A 17,456-nucleotide genomic window follows, 5' to 3' on the forward strand; every position below is an offset into this window, starting at 1 on the left:
CTAATATTACTATCTAAAGAGTCAAATTGTAGCTTGTATTACGTATATCTTTGTATCACAGCAACGTGCTGAAGATTAAAAATAATTATAAAATATAATATCATGAGTAATAACGGAAATACAGTTTTAGGAATTTTAGCAGGAACAGCAGTTGGAGCAGTTTTAGGAATTTTATTCGCACCGGATAAGGGTAGTGTAACACGACAAAGAATTGCAGACGAAGCAGCAACAAAAAGAGACTTAATGGCTGAAAAAGCGACTGAACTTAGAGATTCTTTAGGTAATACTATTTTATCACAGAAAGAAAACCTAGATGAGCAAGTAGAATATATTGTTTCTAATGCGAGTTATAAAGCAGAAGATGTGATTACCACACTTGAATCTAAATTAAGAGATTTAAAAGAAAAGAATAAAACTTTACAGAAAAAAGCATAATCCATGAGTGTATTTAATGATATAAATCACACAACAGAAAAAGCTTCTCAGATTGGTGAGCGCTATATTAGAGCGTCTCACCAATACTTTAAGTTGAAAGTTTTTCAGCAATTAACCCTTTCACTAAGTTTAGTGACAAAGGTTTTGGCTGTTGGTAGCCTTTTGTTCGCCGGATTGGTTTTTCTGTCTATTGCAGGAGCCATAGAATTAGGTAATGCCGTGAATAGTTATTCATTGGGATTTTTGTTAGTTGGTCTAATTTACGTAACAATTTCAGTTTTAATCTATTTGCTTAGAGCTAAATTCAACACGTATATTATAAAAAAAGTAGGACTTAAATTTTTTAATTAATATGAAGACATATACTACATTTACAGATATAGATAACGATTTAAAACTGCACAAGTTAGAACGCGATATTGCTTGGGAGGAACTTAAATTAATTAAAACGGAGTACAAACAAGATTTAGAGCCTCTAAACTGGATAAGCACAGCCTTAAAACTAACAGGAAAATATAGTTTTATCGCTATGATTAGAAACTGGCTTTTTAAAAAGTAAGTTGCTTAATCTATACTTTGGCAACAATCTGCTTTTTAAACTCATTAGGAGAAATGCCAAATTTTTCTTTAAATATTTTAGAGAAATAACTTCTACTTGTGAAACCTATGGAATACACGATTTGAGAAATATTTAAATCTGTAGTTTTCATTAGGTTTCTTGATTGTTCTAGTCGGATATGACGAATAAACTCAGTAACGGTACGCTTGTATATAAACTTAAACCCATCTTGAAGCTTAGCTTGAGATAATCCGTAATCTATAGACAATTGGTCTAAAGAATATTGTTTTGCAGGCTCTTTTTGTATAAGATCGCAAATTTTCTTAATAGTCTTTAATTCCTTTGTAGAAACAGAGGTAGGTAGTTTTTTTCCTTTAGTTTGTCTCTCGTGTTGCTGAATGTGCAATGAAAGAATTTCATAAACCTTGGCCTCAACTTTTAAGATTCGAAGCATGCCTTTAGATTTAATCTTATGGATAGATTTAACATCATCAGCCATTTTTAAGTTTAATTCTCCAAAATGGGAAAATCGGTTTTCGTGATCTGTATCTACAAAAACTTCATAAAGCTTTTGATTAAGAGAAGAAACATTAGTGGTTCGTTTCTTCATAAATTCCTTTCGGACAATCTGAATAAGATTTAGTTGTAGTTTTTCACTTTTTGGAAAATGAATATAGTTAATACCTTCAGACTTATTTGTAAAAATCACAGATTGAAATTGCTCTGTTTTATGTTCTTTATTCTGCACTCCAAACCGATGTAAAAAATACCCTTGAAGATTATACATAAAATGGATTGGGTTGAAATCTTCACCTTCAATTTTTAGTATAAATTCTTTATTAAATTTAATATCAAAATCTAAGAGGTTAACTCCCCAATCTAAAGGAATATAAATGATTTTACCTTTAGCATTAGCATTATCGATAGTCATGGTATATTCTCCCCAGCGTTCTTCAATATGTCCACCTAAATCTTTGCTAATTTGAGTAAGAATATCTCTAGTGTTAGATGGGTTGATTATAATTTCTATCATGCGTCTGGTTAGCTCGTGCTAGGTAGAATAATCATCTGTATAGACTTTAATAAATTACAGATAATGGGTTCTAATTAGTTTAGATTTTTTTAAAATGAAACTGAATAATTGTAAAAATAGATGATTTAAAACCATATTTACCTATTGTTTTTACAAAAAACACGAATTGATAAAACTTTGACCTTTCATTATGGTAAATCAGTTAACTTTTCAACTAGATGAGCAAATTGTAGCTAATCTCTATGATTAATTTTGTTGAAGAACAGTATAAATCAACCAAAAAGAGGAGACTATGAACATATATGAAGCTATAAGAAAAGATCACGATATTCAACGAAATTTATTAGATCAGTTAGTGGACACCTCTGGCGATACCAAAACAAGACACGATTTATTTAAAGAATTACGCAAAGAATTAACGTTACATGCTAATGCGGAAGAACGTCATTTTTACAAACCATTAATCCCAACAGATATGATGCAAGAACATGCCAGACATGGTATTGCCGAGCATCATGAAATTGATGAACTTATAGAACAGTTAGAAAAAACGGAAATGGATTCATCTGCTTGGTTAAAAGTAGCTAAAAATTTGAAGCATAAAGTAGAGCATCATTTAGAGGATGAAGAGCACACCTTTTTTCAATTATCCGGAAAAGTATTCAATGAAAAAGAAAAACAGTCATTAGCTACAAAATACAATGCCTATATGGAGGAACATAGGTAATAATAACCCTACTAAGACTAAGAGCTATCTTTTAAATATTAAAGGATAGCTCTTTTTATTTATATGGTAGTAATCATAATTAATTTGCTGTTATGTTGGTTATACGTTTTCCTAAAATATGTTAATATTTAAGCTTGTAATTATTTGCGTTAATTTCTTAAGTAATTGAATTAATTAACCCTTAAAAAGATAACTACTTTTGAGTATCAATTAGTGCCTATAACACTATCGATGTAAAAAGGTAAGCATCTAACGAAAATTACCTTGAAATTAAAAACAAAAAAAATGGCAACATACACAGAAGAAGTAGGAAATAAACTTAATGGTTTATTAGAGAAAAATTACGATGCAGAAAAAGGGTATACTAAAGCTGCTGAAAACACAAAACATGCTGGATTAAGAACTTTTTTAATCGTAAAGCATTGGAAAGAAAAACTTTTGGTCACGATCTTAAGTCAGAGATTAGAGCTTTTGGTCAAGATGTAGATAAAGGAGGAAGCTTTACAGGAGCAGCACACAGAACATGGATGGATGTTAAGGCTATGTTTTCTGCCGATAATGAAGAATCGATGTTAGAGGAGGCGATTAGAGGTGAAAAAGCATCTGTAAACGAATATGATGAGGTATTACAAGAAGCAAGTTTACCTAGTAGTACAAAATCTATTTTACTGTCGCAGAAACATCAAATTGAAACGGATTTATCTAAAGTGAAATCCTTAGAGAATTTAAGATAGAAGTTCATTCTAAACTTTTAAATTTTGAGAGCGTATTCTAAATTATAGAATACGCTCTTTTAATTTTTAGACACGTATTTATATAATGATTTTAAGAGTTATTTCAAATTAGAACAGGTCCTTGTTATACAACTTATGTTAGTGTTTTTTGTTTGAGATAGTTTTTTGAGTATTCAGGGTAATAAAGCGTACTTATAATGACGTACTTGCAAATAAAAACGCTCATGTTCTATAAACTATCAAATACAGCTGATTTATTAGATATTGAATCTGTTTTCGATGCGAAATTTAAATATCCTTTGCTTTATAACTCGGAACCCATTATCAATGGTTTATCTGAGCAATCTTTGCCAATAATTCGTATGAATAATCCTCATGTAATTGAATATGCAATTTGGGGAATGTTGCCTCAGAATTATAGCGATGGTTGGGATAGTTTTCAAAATCTTACCAATACACTAAATATATCAATAGATAAAATCCACGAGCTAGAATGGATGAAAAACAGCTTAGTCAACCAACGCTGTGTTGTTATTGTGTCTGGTTTTTTTACGTCCTTTTTATATAATGGAGAAGTGTATCCGTTTTATGTATATTCAAAAAATCGCCAACCTTTTGCATTGGCAGGTGTTTATTCTCGATTAGGTGATGGTTTTATGACGGTTAGTTTAATAACGACAACAATAGATAACGAATTAAAACACGTACACAACTTAGGTCAAGATTTTCCTATTTGTATGAATGCTCATGATTATGAAGATTGGCTAAGTTCAGATTTAAATTTAACAACGGATGGTATAGAAAAATTAAAAAATCAGAATTAAAAGCACATACCATTTCAAAAGAGTTTTACAAAAACGATATTATCTTCAAATCTATTTTAGAACGAACGCATTATAGTGGCTTGCCTATTCTTACGATAAAGTAGATGATTAATTACAATCGTAGATTCAGATGCTTTTTTAGTGAAATCTTTAAGCATTAAAACCATAGTTCAATAATACAGGTTTTAATCTTATGACGTCTTATTTAAATTTCCAATTTTAAAAGTATACTTATTGCGTTAATAAGTTCAGTTTTTGAGTTAAGCCTAGTGCACTTGAGTACTTATATTTGTTATATATTAATAGTATCTTAAGTTTAAATACTTTTTTAGTTTAGTATAGGTTGGTTACCTAGTAGATAAAGCGAGTTCTCAGTTAGAGAACTCGCTTTTTTAATGGCCTTATTCTTGTTGCCAATGCCGTTAAGATCATATCAATGCGGTTAATATCAATAGTATATGAGCAAATCACTTTCATTAATATAACCCATCTTTGTAGTGAGGGTTAGAGGTTCTAACCCAATAACTTAAAACCAAAAATATGTTACGTTGGACAATCACATTCGTTATAATAGCAATCATAGCAGCCGTTCTTGGATTCGGTGGAATAGCAGGAGCTGCAGCAGGAATAGCTAAAATCGTCTTCTTTATATTTATAGTGCTTTTTGTACTGTCTTTATTAAAGGGAGTCGTGAAAAAATAAATTAGATAAATAATACATAATACTATAATGGCCTTGAGGAGCTCAAAATTCTCAAGGCTATTTTTTTGTTTAAATATTTAAAAACTATAATGCAAATCAGAAAAAAACTTTGTTATTCTGTAGACTATTATGTTTTTATTGAGTTTTCGCAAGAGAAGTATAATGACTTTAAGACTTTTGGTAAAATGCTAAACGAGATAAATAATCAGATGTATATAAGTTTTATTCTGCGAAAAGCTATATGTCATAAAAGCTAATTTATAGAAAGCCCATGATCTTTAAGTGGAAAATTATTCAACACGTTTATAATTTTCAGAATAGATTTTGTTACCATCCTCATCTATTTCAATTTGTTCAAAACGATTTTCTGATAATTCGAGTTTAAAGTTAAATTCTTGTTTTTCTTGTATAACGTCATTCATAAAAGCAGAACCAAATTCTAGTTTTTCGGTTAAATTGCCGTCTCCATAGTTATAAGTTCCGTATCCAAAAAACTCAATAGAATCTGTTTTTAAAAGTTTGCACCACATAACTCTATTATCAGAATACATTTTAATTTGTCTAGAAATAGTGTTATTAGAAAAAGAATCTACAACCACATTATCTTTATAATTATAAAATCCGATCAATTCCCACGTACCATTAAGACCTTTTCTGTTTTTTTCTGAAATTTCTTCCGTTTCAACATTTTCTATAGCCTTTTGGTCTTGTTCTTTACAGGAAGATATAAACACCATAGCTAAACTTAAAACTAGTATTTTGTACGACATAATTTCTAGGATTTTACGATTAAACACCTTTAAATTACGAAATTATAAACAGATAGTGCTTGGATTCATAAAATTTATGACGTTATAAGTACTGTTAATAACTTCATTGTAAGGATTTGAACAAAAAACCTACTTTTGTTTTATATAATAAAATACAAAATATGTCTGATACAATTGAAAAAGTAAAGTGTTTAATTATAGGGTCTGGACCAGCAGGATACACAGCTGCAATATATGCGTCTAGAGCAAATATGTTTCCTGTTTTATATCAAGGGGAACAGCCAGGTGGTCAATTAACCACAACCAATGATGTTGAGAATTTTCCAGGTTATCCTGAAGGCATCACAGGGCCAGGAATGATGATTGAGTTACAAAAGCAAGCTGAACGTTTTGGAACAGATGTAAGACACGGATGGATTTCTAGAGTTGATTTTTCTGGAGATGTTCATAAAGCTTGGGTAAATGAAGAAAAAGAAATTCATGCAGATACTATAATTATTTCTACAGGTGCATCTGCTAAATATTTAAACTTACCGTCTGAACAAAAATATTTAAAATTAGGTGGAGGAGTGTCTGCTTGTGCGGTTTGTGATGGATTCTTTTACAGAAATCAAGAAGTTGTAATAGTTGGAGCAGGTGATTCTGCTTGTGAAGAAGCACATTATTTATCTAAACTTTGTAAAAAAGTAACCATGTTGGTAAGGAGAGATGAATTTAGAGCCTCTAAAATTATGGCACAACGTGTAAAGAATACGGAGAATATTGAAATACTATTCAATACAGAAACTGATGAGGTTTTAGGTGATGGCCAAGTGGTTACAGGTGTTCGTGTAATTAATAACCAAACCAATGTAAAGGAAGATATTGAAGCTACTGGTTTCTTTGTCGCTATAGGTCATAAACCAAATACGGATATTTTTAAAGATTATTTAGATTTAGACGAAACAGGTTATATCGTTAATGCAAAACCAGGAACAAGCAAAACCAATGTAGAAGGTGTGTTTGTAAGCGGAGATGCTGCAGACCACGTATATAGACAAGCTATTACTGCTGCAGGTACAGGTTGTATGGCAGCATTAGATGCTGAACGTTATTTAGCAGCTAAAGATTCTGATTTTGAGGTTGCTACCTCTACTTATAATTAAATAGTTTACTACATATACTGAGAGCCGAAGTTTAACACTTCGGCTTTTTTTTGTGCAATTTTTTTATGGAAAATTCGGTATATGACTTTTGTCATAATTTAAAATGCTTTTAATGTCAACCTTTGTCGAAACATTAAAACACAATTATGAAACATTCATTTAAACTCCCGGTATTTTTTCTAACAGTTTTTTTTAGTAGTCTATTTTCTTTTCAGGTTGCTTTTTCTCAAAATTACACTTTAAATAATTCTTCTTCTGTTTTAGAAGTGCACGGAACTTCTTCTTTACATGATTGGACATTAGAAACAGAAAAGCAATCAGGTAAAGTGGTTATTACAAACATGGAGGAACTAGAGATTAGTAGTCTTAATTTTTCTATTGAAGCAGAAAGTCTTAAAAGTGGAAAATCATCAATGGATAACAACACTTACAAAGCTTTAAATACGGATGATCATAAAACGATGGACTTTAGCCTTACATCATTAAAAAAGGTCACTAAACTATCTGATCAATCGTTCGAAGTTTCTGCTTTAGGAAAAATGACTATTTCTGGTGTAACTAAATCAATTACAATTGATATGAATGTAAAGCTAGAAGGGAATAAGCTTTTGCTTAATGGTGAAAAATCATTTAAGATGACAGATTTTGGCATTGATCCACCTAAAGCTTTATTAGGAACTATTAAAACAGGTGATGACATTAAAATTGAATTCAAATCTGTATTTGAACAAAAATAAATAAACTTAAAATCAATTTAAACTTAAAATTATAAATTATGAAATCAGTATTAAAACTCGTAACACTTGTCATGGTATTGACAATTGGATATTCTATATCTGCACAAACAAAAAATCTAAGAGACTTTGATAATTACAGACAGCCAGATCAAAGAGGTATCAATGTTTTTGAAGCAAAAAAAGACACTGTCACTGCTTTTGAAGAACTTCATGTAAGAATTGGAGGATCGTTTGCTCTTCAATACCAAGCCTTAGATAATGAGAATTCAGGTGTAACACCTTTATCAGAAGTAGGAAGTAACTTTAACCTGGCAACTGCTAATTTAGATTTAGATGTAGCACTTTTTGATGGTGTAAGCATGCATTTAAGAACATATTTATCTTCTAGACACCACCATGAACCTTATGTAAAAGGTGGTTATTTTAAAATAGATAAATTAGATTTTATCTCAAAAGGATTTATGGAAGACCTTATGAAGCATACGACTATTAAAATTGGTCATATGGAGAATAACTATGGTGATGCACATTTTAGAAGAAGTGATAATGCACAAGCTATTCACAACCCATTTGTTGGAAATTTAATCATGGATTCGTTTACAACAGAAGTTGGTGCAGAGGTATACTATACAGCTGATAATGGGTTTTTTGGTATGGTTGGATTCACTAATGGTAAATTAAACCAAAGCACTACAGTATCTGATGGTTCAACTGGTGGAGCTGCTTTCTTAGCAAAATTAGGTTTCGATAAGCAAATCAATGATGATTTTAGATTTAGATTATCAGGATCTTTATATAATACAGGTTACGCACCAAATGTATATTTATATTCTGCAGATAGAGCGGGTTCTAGATATTATAACATTATGCAAGATGCTTCAGCAACAAGTGATAACTTTAGATCTGGTCGTTTTGATCCAGGATTTAAAAATCAAATTACTGCAGTAATGATTAACCCATTTGTTAAGTATGGTGGTTTAGAATTTTTTGGAACTGTTGAGTTAGTTTCAGGAAAAGCTTTAAGTGAAGCCGATAGAAGAAACGCTGATCAATATGCGGGTGAGGTTATTTACAGATTCGGACAAACAGAAAACGTATACTTAGGTGCCCGCTACAACACGGTAAGTGCTGAGTTAGCTAGTGGTGATGATGTTAGCGTAGATAGATTTCAGTTAGGTGCAGGTTGGTTTTTAACTCAAAATGTATTAATGAAAGCCGAATATGTAGTACAAAAATATAAGGATTATCCAACTGGAAATCTTCTTGAAGACGGTCAGTTTGATGGACTTATGTTAGAAGCAGTTATTAGTTTCTAGGGGTTAGTTTTTTTTAGACCTTCATCTTTTATGATGGAGGTCTTATTTTTTATTTTTAATTATGGTTAAGACATTATCATTTATAATTTTATTTTTCTTAGGGTCTATGTTCTCTATTTTTTTGAAGTGGAAACGTTAGAAACCAAAGAATCAATTGTGGCTTTATCTTCAGAAAGTTATCTAAAAATTAAGGGTAAAACTAATGTGAGTACGTTTGAGTGCCAGTTTGATATGACTACCATTTCTGAAGCAATAAGAATTAGTTATGTAGATTATGACAAAAGAATACAATTTAAAGACACCAAATTAACACTTCCTAATTTAGAGTTTAATTGTGGTGGTAAGGCTATTAATAAAGACTTTAATAAATTACTGAATACCGAAGAGTATCCTGAAATAATTCTTAAGCTAAAAGAAATTTCTAAAGCTAAAACAGATACGAGTTCAATTACAGCGACCATAGAAATTACAATTAGTAATATTGTAAGGACGTATTCAATTCCTATTTCTATAGCAGATAATGAGGGTTTAAAAGTAAGTGGAGTAATGCCTTTAGATATTAATGACTTTAATTTAACAGCACCAACAAAAATGTTAGGTATGGTTAAAGTTTCCTCTGAAATTGAGATTCAATTCTCTCTTAAAATTATAGAGTCTTAATTTCTTTTTAGCGTTGCTTCTTCTGCAACTTAGCAGTATTCTCAAACTTAGTAATTGTTATTGTGGGACTACCAAAAAGATAAATCTCACTATCACCAGAAGCAGCAATAGTAATATTTTCAGTTGCAGAAATGGTTAAATCACTACTATCTTCTAAACTAACATCAACGCTTTTGACATCAAATTTTGCACCATCGAAATTCGATGAACTATCTAATTGAAATATAGAACTGTTTGCTTTACCTTCAATTACAGCATCAGCACGTTGGTATAAAATAAAACCTGCAATTTTACTGTTAATTAAAGCATCTAATTTGCTATTATCGCTTAATTCAATTTTAGTGGTATCCGCAGTAAGATTTAAACGGACTTTAGATTTTCCTGAGCTTTTGTAGTTAAAGGATTTAGAATTAATGTTTAAATAAGCTCTAGAATTATCGGAAGTTATTAAGCTGACATCTCCAAGCTCCATAGAAGTCAATGATCTAATTTCTCCGTCACCTCTTGTTTCTATATTACTGAGTCCATCACCGTAATTTACAGTTATATTTAGTTCTTTTTAGATGAAATACGAACAGTTTCAGAAAAAGTTAGTACTCCATCAACTACATTAAATTGAATAACGTCATGTAAATTATCATCTGCTTCAATACTCACTGACGGTTTGCTGTTATAAACGATTTCAATTGAAAAATCACCATCGACTACAATTGAATGAAAATTATCAATAAACGTTTGCTTTATGGTAACATTTCTATCACCTTTAATTTTTTCATCAGACTGTGCATGTAGTACTGGTAAAGCAACAATCATTAAAAGCAGAGTAAGTATTATTTTTTTCATGTTCTATTGTTTACTGTCTTTTTAAGAGACACAAAACGCCTAAAATAAGTCACTATTTGTATTTATAGACTACTTGGAGGAGTTCCGATTGTCAATATTAAGGATTTCTGTTTAATATTGGTCAATTAAAAGTTAATAAACTAAGATAAGCAAAAACCATCCCAAACTCTATTTAGAATTTAAGATGGCTTGTAACTAGTTGTTTTACAGTTGTTTAGGGTGTAAATTAAATAAACAATTATTGTTGTATTATGTGTTTATTGCTGTTTTACACTACCAGCAGAATTGTCAGATTTGTTAACTTTTTCAGGATTTCCAGAATATCTTATATCTCCACCACTAGTAGCATTTGCTGTTAGTTCTTTAGAGGTGTTTACCGAAATATCAGCACCACTGGTTGCTTTTACATAAGAGGTTTGTGCCTTTAAATTAGAAGCATCAATATCGCTACCACTTGTGGCTTCTGCAATTAAAGATTTAGTAGATCCACTTACATTGATATCACTACCACTTGTAGATTTACAATTTAAGGTTTCGGTTATGACATCTAAGGTTATATCAGCTCCACTTGTACAATTGAGTTCTAAACTTGTTACAGTTATAGTATTCGTAGAATATACATCACTTCCACTTGTTGCCTTAATTGCTGAGATGGTCTCAATATTTAATAGTACTTTTTTTGAACTTGCTCTTCTTATGTTTTCGGTAGAGTATATGCGTAAGATGCTATTCTCTACATCTGTCATAATTAAGTCTTGAAGGTTTTCATCGGCTTCAACACTAAGTCCTATAGCATCAGATTGGGTGATGTATAAGTCAATACCTTGGCTAACTTTAATCTCTTTAAAGTCTGATGAAATATCGCGATCCATAGTAACAACGTTGCCATTGCCATCAACACCTTCTCCAAAATTCATAGAGAAGTTGCAAGAGAGCATTAATAAACTAATAATACTAATGATAATAATTCTGGTTAGTGTGGTCATGATTTCTGTTGGTTTTTTGATTGATGAATTGTTTGTTATATAAATTTAAGTGGATTAGACTCGGTTACATATTTTAAAGTGATGAATTGTTGAATGTTTAGTCTCAATTGTCATTAACTTCAATACTTACCCCGTCTTCATCATTAATTTTTATGTTGACTTCAGATTTCTTTGGTTCATGCTCTGTGTTTTTAAGCGTTCCTATTTCTTGCTCAACGATGTCTTCAGCAGCTTCCTCAAAGACATCTTCAATATCTTGCTCTTTGATTTCTTCAACACAATCTAAACATTCATGGTCATTCATATCAACTTTATAATAGTGATTTTCCATTTCGCGTGTTAACAAATTATCTGGTGCATTGTAATATTTTGAAAAACGCGACACATAATTATCAGTCTGAAATACGGTTCCTTCAGGTAAATAGATATAAATCTCTATCTGTTGCTCGCTAAACTTATTAGATCCTTCTGTCGTAAAATAAGAATCCATTTTTAGTTCGTTCTTATTCAATTCATAATTATAATTTATGTTTTGTGCACGTTCTCTAGCTAAATCGTAGCTACTACCACTAGCAAGCGAATGAATTTTAATACTTGCTAAAGAATCTGAAGTTTGTTTTATAATTAGCCTAACATCAGTACTAGATATTATTTTCTCTCCATTATGTGATGGACTGATCTTATAACTTTCATAAGTTCTACGAAAATTTTGGTTATAAATATCATGACTCAACATTCTTAATTTTAATGTATCTCCGGAGGTGACCTTTATTTGCTTTTCTACTTTAACAATAGTTGCATCATAAGCGTGCTCTGTAGCTTGTTTTACACCAGTGATGACTAAGCCAATTATGGACATTATCCAAAGCCCTAAAAGTGTGAATTTTGCAATGTTACCAATAGATTTAAGGTTGTTTACCAGAATTTTTAATCCTAAATAAAAAACAAAGAAAAAAGGAACCCCTACCACAAAGAACAATAACATTGACATTAACCAAATTGGAATATTGGCGGCATTCGAAGCATCAATAAAATCCATACCAGGAAAATGAACGGCATTGGTAACTCCAACGGTGAAAAAAGCAATTATGAGCCCGATTAAGGCACTTATACCTACGATTATTAAAATAATACCGATGAATTTAGCTATCACTTTTAAGAAAAACATAATGATAGAACCAATAGTTTCAAAAAAGGATTGAGAACTCGATTTTAGCTTACTACCTTGCTTTTGAAAATCTACATTTTTGAAATTTTCGGATATATTATCTGAAACATGATCAAAACCTTCTTTTAGTTTGTCTCCATGTTTTTTTAAATCTACATTTTTGAAGTTTTCGGATACGTTATCAATACCGTCTTTAATTTTTTTTCGATGTTACTGATGTTTACAGCATCACCTGTCATGGTCAGTTTTTCAGCCGTAGTTTTGGCTTCAGGTATTAAAGCCCAAAGTAAAATATAAAGTAAAAATCCTGTACCAGCACCAAACATTAAAATAACCCAAAGTAAACGAATCCATAAAGCATCAATTCCAAAATAATGCCCTAAACCAGCAGAAACACCACCAACATACGAGTTGTCTGTATCTCTAAACAAACGTCTTGTTGAACCCGATTTTTGCTTGTATTGCTGTTTTGGTTCATCTTCAAAAATTTCGTCATCTACTAAGTAGTCTTCCGGTTGTCCCATAATGGTAATAACCTCGTCAACTAATTTTACACCAACAACTTGCTTTTCATTTTGAATACGTTCAGCAAATAATTCAGCAATTCTAGCTTCAATATCTGCGATGATTTCGGATCGGCCTTGAGAATCTGTAAATGAACGTTTTATAGCCTCAAGATAGCGTGATAATTTGAGGTATGCATCTTCGTCTATATGGAAGAATGTACCTGCTAAATTTATATTGACTGTTTTATTCATTTCTTTGGTGTTTTTGTGTTGGTTACTAGGTTAACTGCATTTTGTAGATCGCTCCATGTGGAGTTTAATTCGTTAAGAAACAGTTTTCCTGTTTCAGTTAGTCCGTAATATTTTCTTGGTGGACCAGAAGTCGATTCTTCCCAACGGTAATTGAGTAATCCTGCATTTTTTAATCTTGTTAATAGTGGATATATGGTTCCTTCTACAACAAGCATCTTTGCGTCTTTTAATGTGCCGAGAATTTCTGCGACATAAGCATCTTCATCTTTTAGGATGGATAAAATGCAGTATTCCAAAACACCTTTACGCATTTGTGCTTTTGTGTTTTCTATTTTCATGTGTGTTTTCTGTTTTTTATTAAAGTCACATGCAGTTCGCGCAAGAAACTTAAGTCGTAATGTGATGTTTTTGCTTTTGCTCGTGTCATGTGTTTTGAGTCTTTAATGCGATTAAACTGTTCATTTTTTGATTGATTTGATTATTGATGAATACTTTTGATTTATTTTAAAAAGTTGATTGTTAATGGATATTTAAATGCGTTTCCATCTCTTGCCGATAAACTGGCTTTAACAATAAGGGCTAATTCGATTATAAAAGCAACAATGGCTAAGGCGCCTAAACCACCACCTATATAAAGTAGAGGAGAAGGCTCTCCTATATTAATATGAAAATTATTAAAGCCATGGAAGTCTAAAATATCCATATCTCTAAATATTTTGAAGATAAAAAACGGAACACTTAGCGTACCTATAATAACAGCATAGAGTAAAACACTTATCTGAAAATTGATGGCCTGTTTACCGTGCTGATCTATAAAATCGGATTTGTTTTTATTCGCTGCCCATAATACTATTGGACCAATAAAATTTCCAAAAGGAATTACAAATCGAGAAAACGTTGACAAATGTATAAATGTCGCTAAATTTTTATGGTGATTATCTATCATGTTATAAAGTATATAATAGTTGCTTATACAAATATATGTCTTTAAAAAGGTATTATGTTACGCATAGTACTAAAAATTAACATTTCTTTAACATTAGTTATGCTTAATATTTTCGCTTATTTTAGTGGTAAAATAGAACTGTATTTATGAAAATAACGCCTTCTAAACTGAATAAATTCTTAATGTTTAAGCTACCTGCCGCTTTTTTTACAGGTGTTAGAACAAAGGAGTTAAATGAGAACTCTTGTGTGGTTTCTGTAAAACACCGTTGGGTGAATCAAAATCCATTTAATTCTATGTTTTGGGCAGTACAAGGTATGGCAGCGGAATTAACAACGGGAGCATTAGTGATGAAAAAGATTAGAGGAAGCGGTAAAAAAATATCAATGTTAGTGGCTTCTAATAATGCTTCATTTACAAAGAAGGCTACGGGTAGAATTACGTTTACTTGTAATGAAGGGTATAAAATAGACGACGCTATAAATAAAGCTATTGAAACAGGAGAAGGTCAAACGGTTTGGTTAAATTCTAACGGAGTCAATAAAGAAGGAGTAGAAGTGTCGAACTTTAATTTTGAGTGGACTTTGAAAGTTAAGAGTTAAGAGTTTAAAGTGGATAGTTTTTTTAGATTGTTTGAAACGAATTTATTCTATTTGTTTTCAATTAATCGTGTAACAAAACTGTAATTATTTCAACATATAAATGAATTAATTTACGCTGAACTTGTTTCAGTCTCAAAAATATTAAATAAAACAACTATGGAAAAATTACCAGACTATAGCGACAGAAACGCTCACGAAATAGATTACCGTATTTACGGTGAAGAAATGCAATACGTGGAAATAGAGTTAGATCCACAAGAAGCTGTGATTGCAGAATCAGGAAGTTTTATGATGATGGATGATGGTATTAAAATGGATACTATTTTTGGTGATGGCTCGCAAAAAGATACTGGAATTTTAGGTAAAATTCTTGGAGCTGGAAAACGAATTCTTACTGGTGAAAGTTTATTTATGACAGCCTTTTACAATGACCTTACAGGTAAACGAAATGTGTCTTTTGCATCTCCATATCCTGGGAAAATAATTCCGATTGACTTATTAGAATTTGGTGGAAAGTTTATATGCCAAAAAGATGCATTTCTTTGTGCCGCAAAAGGAGTGAGTATTGGCATTGAGTTTTCTAAAAAATTAGGACGCGGTCTTTTTGGAGGAGAAGGTTTTATTATGCAGAAATTAGAAGGTGATGGAATGGCATTTGTACATGCAGGAGGCACCACGGCAGTCAAGACCTTAGCAGCAGGAGAAACGCTACGTGTAGATACAGGATGTATTATTGGTTTTACACAAGGCATAGATTACGATATAGAATTTGTTGGTGGTATTAAGAATTCAATTTTTGGAGGAGAAGGTTTGTTTTTTGCTAAACTTCAAGGACCAGGAAAAGTGTATATCCAATCGTTACCATTTAGCCGACTTGCAGGCAGAGTTTTAGCTTCTGTTCCAAGAGGAGGGAAATCTAAAGGTGAAGGTAGTATTCTTGGAGGTTTGGGTGATTTATTAGATGGTGATAATAGGTTTTAAAAACTTGATTTCTATAATGTTTTGATATTTAGATTATTATAATATGAGAATTATCCTTTAAAAAGTAAAGCCTTCACCGCATAATTTAAAACTTTTAACATAACAAGCTGTTAAACTTTCCTTGAAAGTGAATTTCATTAGTATATTTTGCTATCTTTAAATCAGAATTGAAACAATAGCGTATAGATAAAAAACTACTTTTTGTTAACCTAAAACTTAAAAATAACTATGGCGCGAGCAATGTACGAGTACACTAAAACTGTACTTAGCAAAGTGAGTTTTGATGCGACACTATTCTGTAAGGAAGTGCAAAAAGCAGTAAGACGTTTACTGCCTCACGAACTTGAAGAATTAAGAATCTTTATTCAGTCTTTAATCAATCAAAACCCAGATTTAAATCAATGCTTAATTTATTTGAAAGCATAATATAAAACGAGCGTCCTGATACTTATCAGGACGCTTGTTTTGTAATTAATCTCATTGTGAAGTCACAATGGACGTATTCGGCCTATTTAGCTTTCGGACTAATAATTTCTACGTTCTGAAACGCTATAGCACCACGGATAATTCCTGAAATGACATTATGCATAGCATCTATTATTTGCATTTTTAATTCACTTTTATGGTAAATAATACTCACTTCTCTTGCAGGAGACGGTTCTTTAAAGTGTCTTAAGTTAGGACTTAATTTTTCTCTTACATCTAAAGTATGCAAATACGGTAGAAGCGTCATTCCCATACCTTCGTTAGATAATTTGATTAAGGTTTCTATGCTGCCACTTTCAAGTTGAAAAGTTTCATCCATTTGATCTTTAAATGTTTTACAGAGATTAATGACTCCATCTCTAAAACAGTGTCCATCTTCTAAAAGTAACATGTCATCAATACTTAAATCGGAAACTTCAATGACTTTCTTGTCTTTTAAACGGTGATTTTCAGGAATATAAGCAACAAAAGGTTCGTAATATAAAACGCGTTCTTTTATATTATCACTTTCTAATGGAGTTGCTGCGATTGCCGCATCTAAGTGACCATCACTAAGGCGCGTTAAAATTTCTTCAGTAGTTAACTCTTCAATTTTTAATTTAACTTTTGGATATTTTTTAATAAAGTTTTTTAAGAACATTGGTAAAAGCGTTGGCATTATCGTTGGTATAATTCCCAATCGAAACTCGCCCCCTATAAATCCCTTTTGCTGATCTACGATATCTTGAATTCGATCTGCTTCATTAACGATATTTCGGGCTTGATATACAATTTTGCGTCCAACGTCAGTTAATTCTATTGGTTTTTTACTTCTGTCAAAAATAATAATATCTAATTCGTCTTCTAATTTCTGAATTTGTGTACTTAAAGTTGGTTGTGTTACAAAACACTTTTCTGCTGCTTTGGTAAAATTCTTATGCTCTGCAATGGCTAAGGCATATTTTAGTTGTGTAATTGTCATACCTATTAATTTAGGCTATAAAAGTATATAAACTATTCATAAAAACTATGCTGAAGGAAGGCTAATTGTGTCGTAAATTTGAA

Annotated in this window: 23 protein-coding genes and 1 pseudogene; 14 read left to right on the top strand and 10 right to left on the bottom strand. The window is 31.4% G+C overall.

Annotation, left to right across the window (positions count from 1 at the left end; all coding sequences use genetic code 11):
• Positions 1–102: 102 nt before the first annotated feature.
• From ADIWIN_RS03255 to ADIWIN_RS03265, 3 genes are read left to right on the top strand one after another with little or no spacing between them, the layout of a single operon-like run.
• The gene (locus ADIWIN_RS03255; RefSeq protein ID WP_020896114.1) at positions 103–435 is read left to right on the top strand and encodes a YtxH domain-containing protein; all 333 of its coding nucleotides are present in this window, start codon (positions 103–105) and stop codon (positions 433–435) included.
• A gap of 3 nt (positions 436–438) precedes the next feature.
• Positions 439–786 carry a hypothetical protein gene (locus tag ADIWIN_RS03260; RefSeq protein WP_020896115.1) on the top strand — a complete coding sequence of 116 codons (348 nt, stop codon included), beginning with the start codon at positions 439–441 and terminating at the stop codon, positions 784–786.
• A gap of 1 nt (position 787) precedes the next feature.
• Positions 788–994 (top strand): DUF6327 family protein, encoded by a 207-nt coding sequence (locus ADIWIN_RS03265; protein ID WP_020896116.1) that lies wholly within the window; start codon positions 788–790, stop codon positions 992–994.
• Positions 995–1,004: 10 nt separating this feature from the next.
• Here the strand turns inward: ADIWIN_RS03265 and ADIWIN_RS03270 are convergent, their stop codons facing one another.
• The gene (locus ADIWIN_RS03270; RefSeq protein WP_020896117.1) at positions 1,005–2,027 is read right to left on the bottom strand and encodes a helix-turn-helix domain-containing protein; all 1,023 of its coding nucleotides are present in this window, start codon (positions 2,025–2,027) and stop codon (positions 1,005–1,007) included.
• Between the two features lie 292 nt (positions 2,028–2,319).
• On the opposite strand from ADIWIN_RS03270, the gene ADIWIN_RS03275 reads away from it, so the two are divergent.
• The 4 genes and pseudogenes from ADIWIN_RS03275 (at position 2,320) to ADIWIN_RS19895 (ending at position 5,014) form a co-directional block, all read left to right on the top strand.
• Positions 2,320–2,754: a hemerythrin domain-containing protein gene (locus ADIWIN_RS03275; RefSeq protein WP_020896118.1), complete on the top strand. Its 435-nt coding sequence runs from the start codon at positions 2,320–2,322 to the stop codon at positions 2,752–2,754.
• A gap of 285 nt (positions 2,755–3,039) precedes the next feature.
• A pseudogene (locus ADIWIN_RS03280) lies at positions 3,040–3,488 on the top strand (ferritin-like domain-containing protein).
• Positions 3,489–3,712: 224 nt separating this feature from the next.
• Complete coding sequence (locus ADIWIN_RS03285) at positions 3,713–4,312, top strand: SOS response-associated peptidase family protein (protein ID WP_020896121.1); 600 nt, start codon at positions 3,713–3,715, stop codon at positions 4,310–4,312.
• Between the two features lie 540 nt (positions 4,313–4,852).
• Positions 4,853–5,014, top strand: coding sequence for a DUF1328 domain-containing protein (locus tag ADIWIN_RS19895; RefSeq protein WP_040756443.1), 162 nt, complete (start codon positions 4,853–4,855; stop codon positions 5,012–5,014).
• Between the two features lie 290 nt (positions 5,015–5,304).
• Here ADIWIN_RS19895 and ADIWIN_RS03295 read toward each other — a convergent pair whose 3' ends face one another.
• Positions 5,305–5,784 carry a hypothetical protein gene (locus ADIWIN_RS03295; protein WP_020896122.1) on the bottom strand — a complete coding sequence of 160 codons (480 nt, stop codon included), beginning with the start codon at positions 5,782–5,784 and terminating at the stop codon, positions 5,305–5,307.
• A gap of 161 nt (positions 5,785–5,945) precedes the next feature.
• Here ADIWIN_RS03295 and trxB point away from each other — a divergent pair, with 161 nt between their 5' ends.
• From trxB to ADIWIN_RS03315, 4 genes are all read left to right on the top strand, one after another.
• Positions 5,946–6,929 carry a thioredoxin-disulfide reductase gene (trxB, locus tag ADIWIN_RS03300; RefSeq protein ID WP_020896123.1) on the top strand — a complete coding sequence of 328 codons (984 nt, stop codon included), beginning with the start codon at positions 5,946–5,948 and terminating at the stop codon, positions 6,927–6,929.
• Between the two features lie 146 nt (positions 6,930–7,075).
• Entirely contained in the window at positions 7,076–7,666 is a 591-nt protein-coding gene (locus tag ADIWIN_RS03305) for a YceI family protein (protein WP_040756444.1), read from the top strand.
• Positions 7,667–7,704: 38 nt separating this feature from the next.
• The gene (locus ADIWIN_RS03310) at positions 7,705–8,982 is read left to right on the top strand and encodes a hypothetical protein (RefSeq protein ID WP_040756445.1); all 1,278 of its coding nucleotides are present in this window, start codon (positions 7,705–7,707) and stop codon (positions 8,980–8,982) included.
• A 126-nt stretch (positions 8,983–9,108) separates the two neighbouring features.
• Positions 9,109–9,642, top strand: coding sequence for a YceI family protein (locus ADIWIN_RS03315; protein WP_020896126.1), 534 nt, complete (start codon positions 9,109–9,111; stop codon positions 9,640–9,642).
• Between the two features lie 7 nt (positions 9,643–9,649).
• On the opposite strand, the gene ADIWIN_RS21610 is transcribed toward ADIWIN_RS03315, so the two are convergent.
• The 7 genes from ADIWIN_RS21610 to ADIWIN_RS03340 form a co-directional block, all read right to left on the bottom strand.
• Positions 9,650–10,189, bottom strand: a complete 540-nt coding sequence (locus ADIWIN_RS21610) for a GIN domain-containing protein (RefSeq protein WP_161624662.1) — start codon at positions 10,187–10,189, stop codon at positions 9,650–9,652.
• A 2-nt stretch (positions 10,190–10,191) separates the two neighbouring features.
• Positions 10,192–10,485, bottom strand: a complete 294-nt coding sequence (locus tag ADIWIN_RS21615; protein ID WP_020896128.1) for a GIN domain-containing protein — start codon at positions 10,483–10,485, stop codon at positions 10,192–10,194.
• 257 nt (positions 10,486–10,742) lie between these two features.
• Entirely contained in the window at positions 10,743–11,471 is a 729-nt protein-coding gene (locus ADIWIN_RS03325) for a head GIN domain-containing protein (protein ID WP_040756446.1), read from the bottom strand.
• 103 nt (positions 11,472–11,574) lie between these two features.
• On the bottom strand, positions 11,575–12,837 hold the full coding sequence (locus ADIWIN_RS21130) for a hypothetical protein (protein WP_438874651.1): 1,263 nt from the start codon (positions 12,835–12,837) through the stop codon (positions 11,575–11,577).
• Positions 12,792–13,397 carry a PspC domain-containing protein gene (locus ADIWIN_RS21135; protein ID WP_020896131.1) on the bottom strand — a complete coding sequence of 202 codons (606 nt, stop codon included), beginning with the start codon at positions 13,395–13,397 and terminating at the stop codon, positions 12,792–12,794. Before ADIWIN_RS21135 ends, ADIWIN_RS21130 begins: the two co-directional genes overlap by 46 nt.
• The gene (locus tag ADIWIN_RS03335) at positions 13,394–13,735 is read right to left on the bottom strand and encodes a PadR family transcriptional regulator (RefSeq protein WP_020896132.1); all 342 of its coding nucleotides are present in this window, start codon (positions 13,733–13,735) and stop codon (positions 13,394–13,396) included. The genes ADIWIN_RS21135 and ADIWIN_RS03335 overlap by 4 nt, the downstream gene beginning before the upstream one ends.
• A gap of 161 nt (positions 13,736–13,896) precedes the next feature.
• A complete protein-coding gene (locus ADIWIN_RS03340; RefSeq protein WP_020896133.1) occupies positions 13,897–14,343 on the bottom strand; it encodes a DUF4870 domain-containing protein in 447 nt (148 codons plus the stop codon).
• Positions 14,344–14,489: 146 nt separating this feature from the next.
• Here ADIWIN_RS03340 and ADIWIN_RS03345 point away from each other — a divergent pair, with 146 nt between their 5' ends.
• The 3 genes from ADIWIN_RS03345 (at position 14,490) to ADIWIN_RS03355 (ending at position 16,352) form a co-directional block, all read left to right on the top strand.
• Positions 14,490–14,945 carry a DUF4442 domain-containing protein gene (locus tag ADIWIN_RS03345; RefSeq protein WP_020896134.1) on the top strand — a complete coding sequence of 152 codons (456 nt, stop codon included), beginning with the start codon at positions 14,490–14,492 and terminating at the stop codon, positions 14,943–14,945.
• Between the two features lie 156 nt (positions 14,946–15,101).
• The gene (locus ADIWIN_RS03350; protein ID WP_020896135.1) at positions 15,102–15,926 is read left to right on the top strand and encodes a TIGR00266 family protein; all 825 of its coding nucleotides are present in this window, start codon (positions 15,102–15,104) and stop codon (positions 15,924–15,926) included.
• Between the two features lie 228 nt (positions 15,927–16,154).
• A complete protein-coding gene (locus tag ADIWIN_RS03355) occupies positions 16,155–16,352 on the top strand; it encodes a hypothetical protein (RefSeq protein ID WP_020896136.1) in 198 nt (65 codons plus the stop codon).
• 82 nt (positions 16,353–16,434) lie between these two features.
• Here ADIWIN_RS03355 and ADIWIN_RS03360 read toward each other — a convergent pair whose 3' ends face one another.
• Positions 16,435–17,373, bottom strand: coding sequence for a hydrogen peroxide-inducible genes activator (locus ADIWIN_RS03360; RefSeq protein WP_020896137.1), 939 nt, complete (start codon positions 17,371–17,373; stop codon positions 16,435–16,437).
• Between the last annotated feature and the right edge of the window lie 83 nt (positions 17,374–17,456).

This window comes from Winogradskyella psychrotolerans RS-3 (assembly GCF_000427335.1).
GTDB classification, from domain to species: Bacteria; Bacteroidota; Bacteroidia; order Flavobacteriales; family Flavobacteriaceae; genus Winogradskyella; species Winogradskyella psychrotolerans.

Excerpts from the sequence above, each read along its gene's own strand:
- ADIWIN_RS03260 (WP_020896115.1), top strand. The coding sequence starts at position 439 with ATGAGTGTATTTAATGATATAAATCACACAACAGAAAAAGCTTCTCAG.
- ADIWIN_RS03345 (WP_020896134.1), top strand. The coding sequence starts at position 14,490 with ATGAAAATAACGCCTTCTAAACTGAATAAATTCTTAATGTTTAAGCTA.
- ADIWIN_RS21135 (WP_020896131.1), bottom strand. The coding sequence starts at position 13,397 with ATGAATAAAACAGTCAATATAAATTTAGCAGGTACATTCTTCCATATA.
- ADIWIN_RS19895 (WP_040756443.1), top strand. The coding sequence starts at position 4,853 with ATGTTACGTTGGACAATCACATTCGTTATAATAGCAATCATAGCAGCC.
- ADIWIN_RS03340 (WP_020896133.1), bottom strand. The coding sequence starts at position 14,343 with ATGATAGATAATCACCATAAAAATTTAGCGACATTTATACATTTGTCA.
- ADIWIN_RS03355 (WP_020896136.1), top strand. The coding sequence starts at position 16,155 with ATGGCGCGAGCAATGTACGAGTACACTAAAACTGTACTTAGCAAAGTG.
- ADIWIN_RS03325 (WP_040756446.1), bottom strand. The coding sequence starts at position 11,471 with ATGACCACACTAACCAGAATTATTATCATTAGTATTATTAGTTTATTA.
- ADIWIN_RS03360 (WP_020896137.1), bottom strand. The coding sequence starts at position 17,373 with ATGACAATTACACAACTAAAATATGCCTTAGCCATTGCAGAGCATAAG.
- ADIWIN_RS03350 (WP_020896135.1), top strand. The coding sequence starts at position 15,102 with ATGGAAAAATTACCAGACTATAGCGACAGAAACGCTCACGAAATAGAT.
- ADIWIN_RS03275 (WP_020896118.1), top strand. The coding sequence starts at position 2,320 with ATGAACATATATGAAGCTATAAGAAAAGATCACGATATTCAACGAAAT.
- ADIWIN_RS03335 (WP_020896132.1), bottom strand. The coding sequence starts at position 13,735 with ATGAAAATAGAAAACACAAAAGCACAAATGCGTAAAGGTGTTTTGGAA.
- ADIWIN_RS03265 (WP_020896116.1), top strand. The coding sequence starts at position 788 with ATGAAGACATATACTACATTTACAGATATAGATAACGATTTAAAACTG.
- ADIWIN_RS03305 (WP_040756444.1), top strand. The coding sequence starts at position 7,076 with ATGAAACATTCATTTAAACTCCCGGTATTTTTTCTAACAGTTTTTTTT.
- trxB (WP_020896123.1), top strand. The coding sequence starts at position 5,946 with ATGTCTGATACAATTGAAAAAGTAAAGTGTTTAATTATAGGGTCTGGA.
- ADIWIN_RS03295 (WP_020896122.1), bottom strand. The coding sequence starts at position 5,784 with ATGTCGTACAAAATACTAGTTTTAAGTTTAGCTATGGTGTTTATATCT.
- ADIWIN_RS03285 (WP_020896121.1), top strand. The coding sequence starts at position 3,713 with ATGTTCTATAAACTATCAAATACAGCTGATTTATTAGATATTGAATCT.
- ADIWIN_RS03310 (WP_040756445.1), top strand. The coding sequence starts at position 7,705 with ATGAAATCAGTATTAAAACTCGTAACACTTGTCATGGTATTGACAATT.
- ADIWIN_RS03270 (WP_020896117.1), bottom strand. The coding sequence starts at position 2,027 with ATGATAGAAATTATAATCAACCCATCTAACACTAGAGATATTCTTACT.
- ADIWIN_RS21615 (WP_020896128.1), bottom strand. The coding sequence starts at position 10,485 with ATGAAAAAAATAATACTTACTCTGCTTTTAATGATTGTTGCTTTACCA.
- ADIWIN_RS03255 (WP_020896114.1), top strand. The coding sequence starts at position 103 with ATGAGTAATAACGGAAATACAGTTTTAGGAATTTTAGCAGGAACAGCA.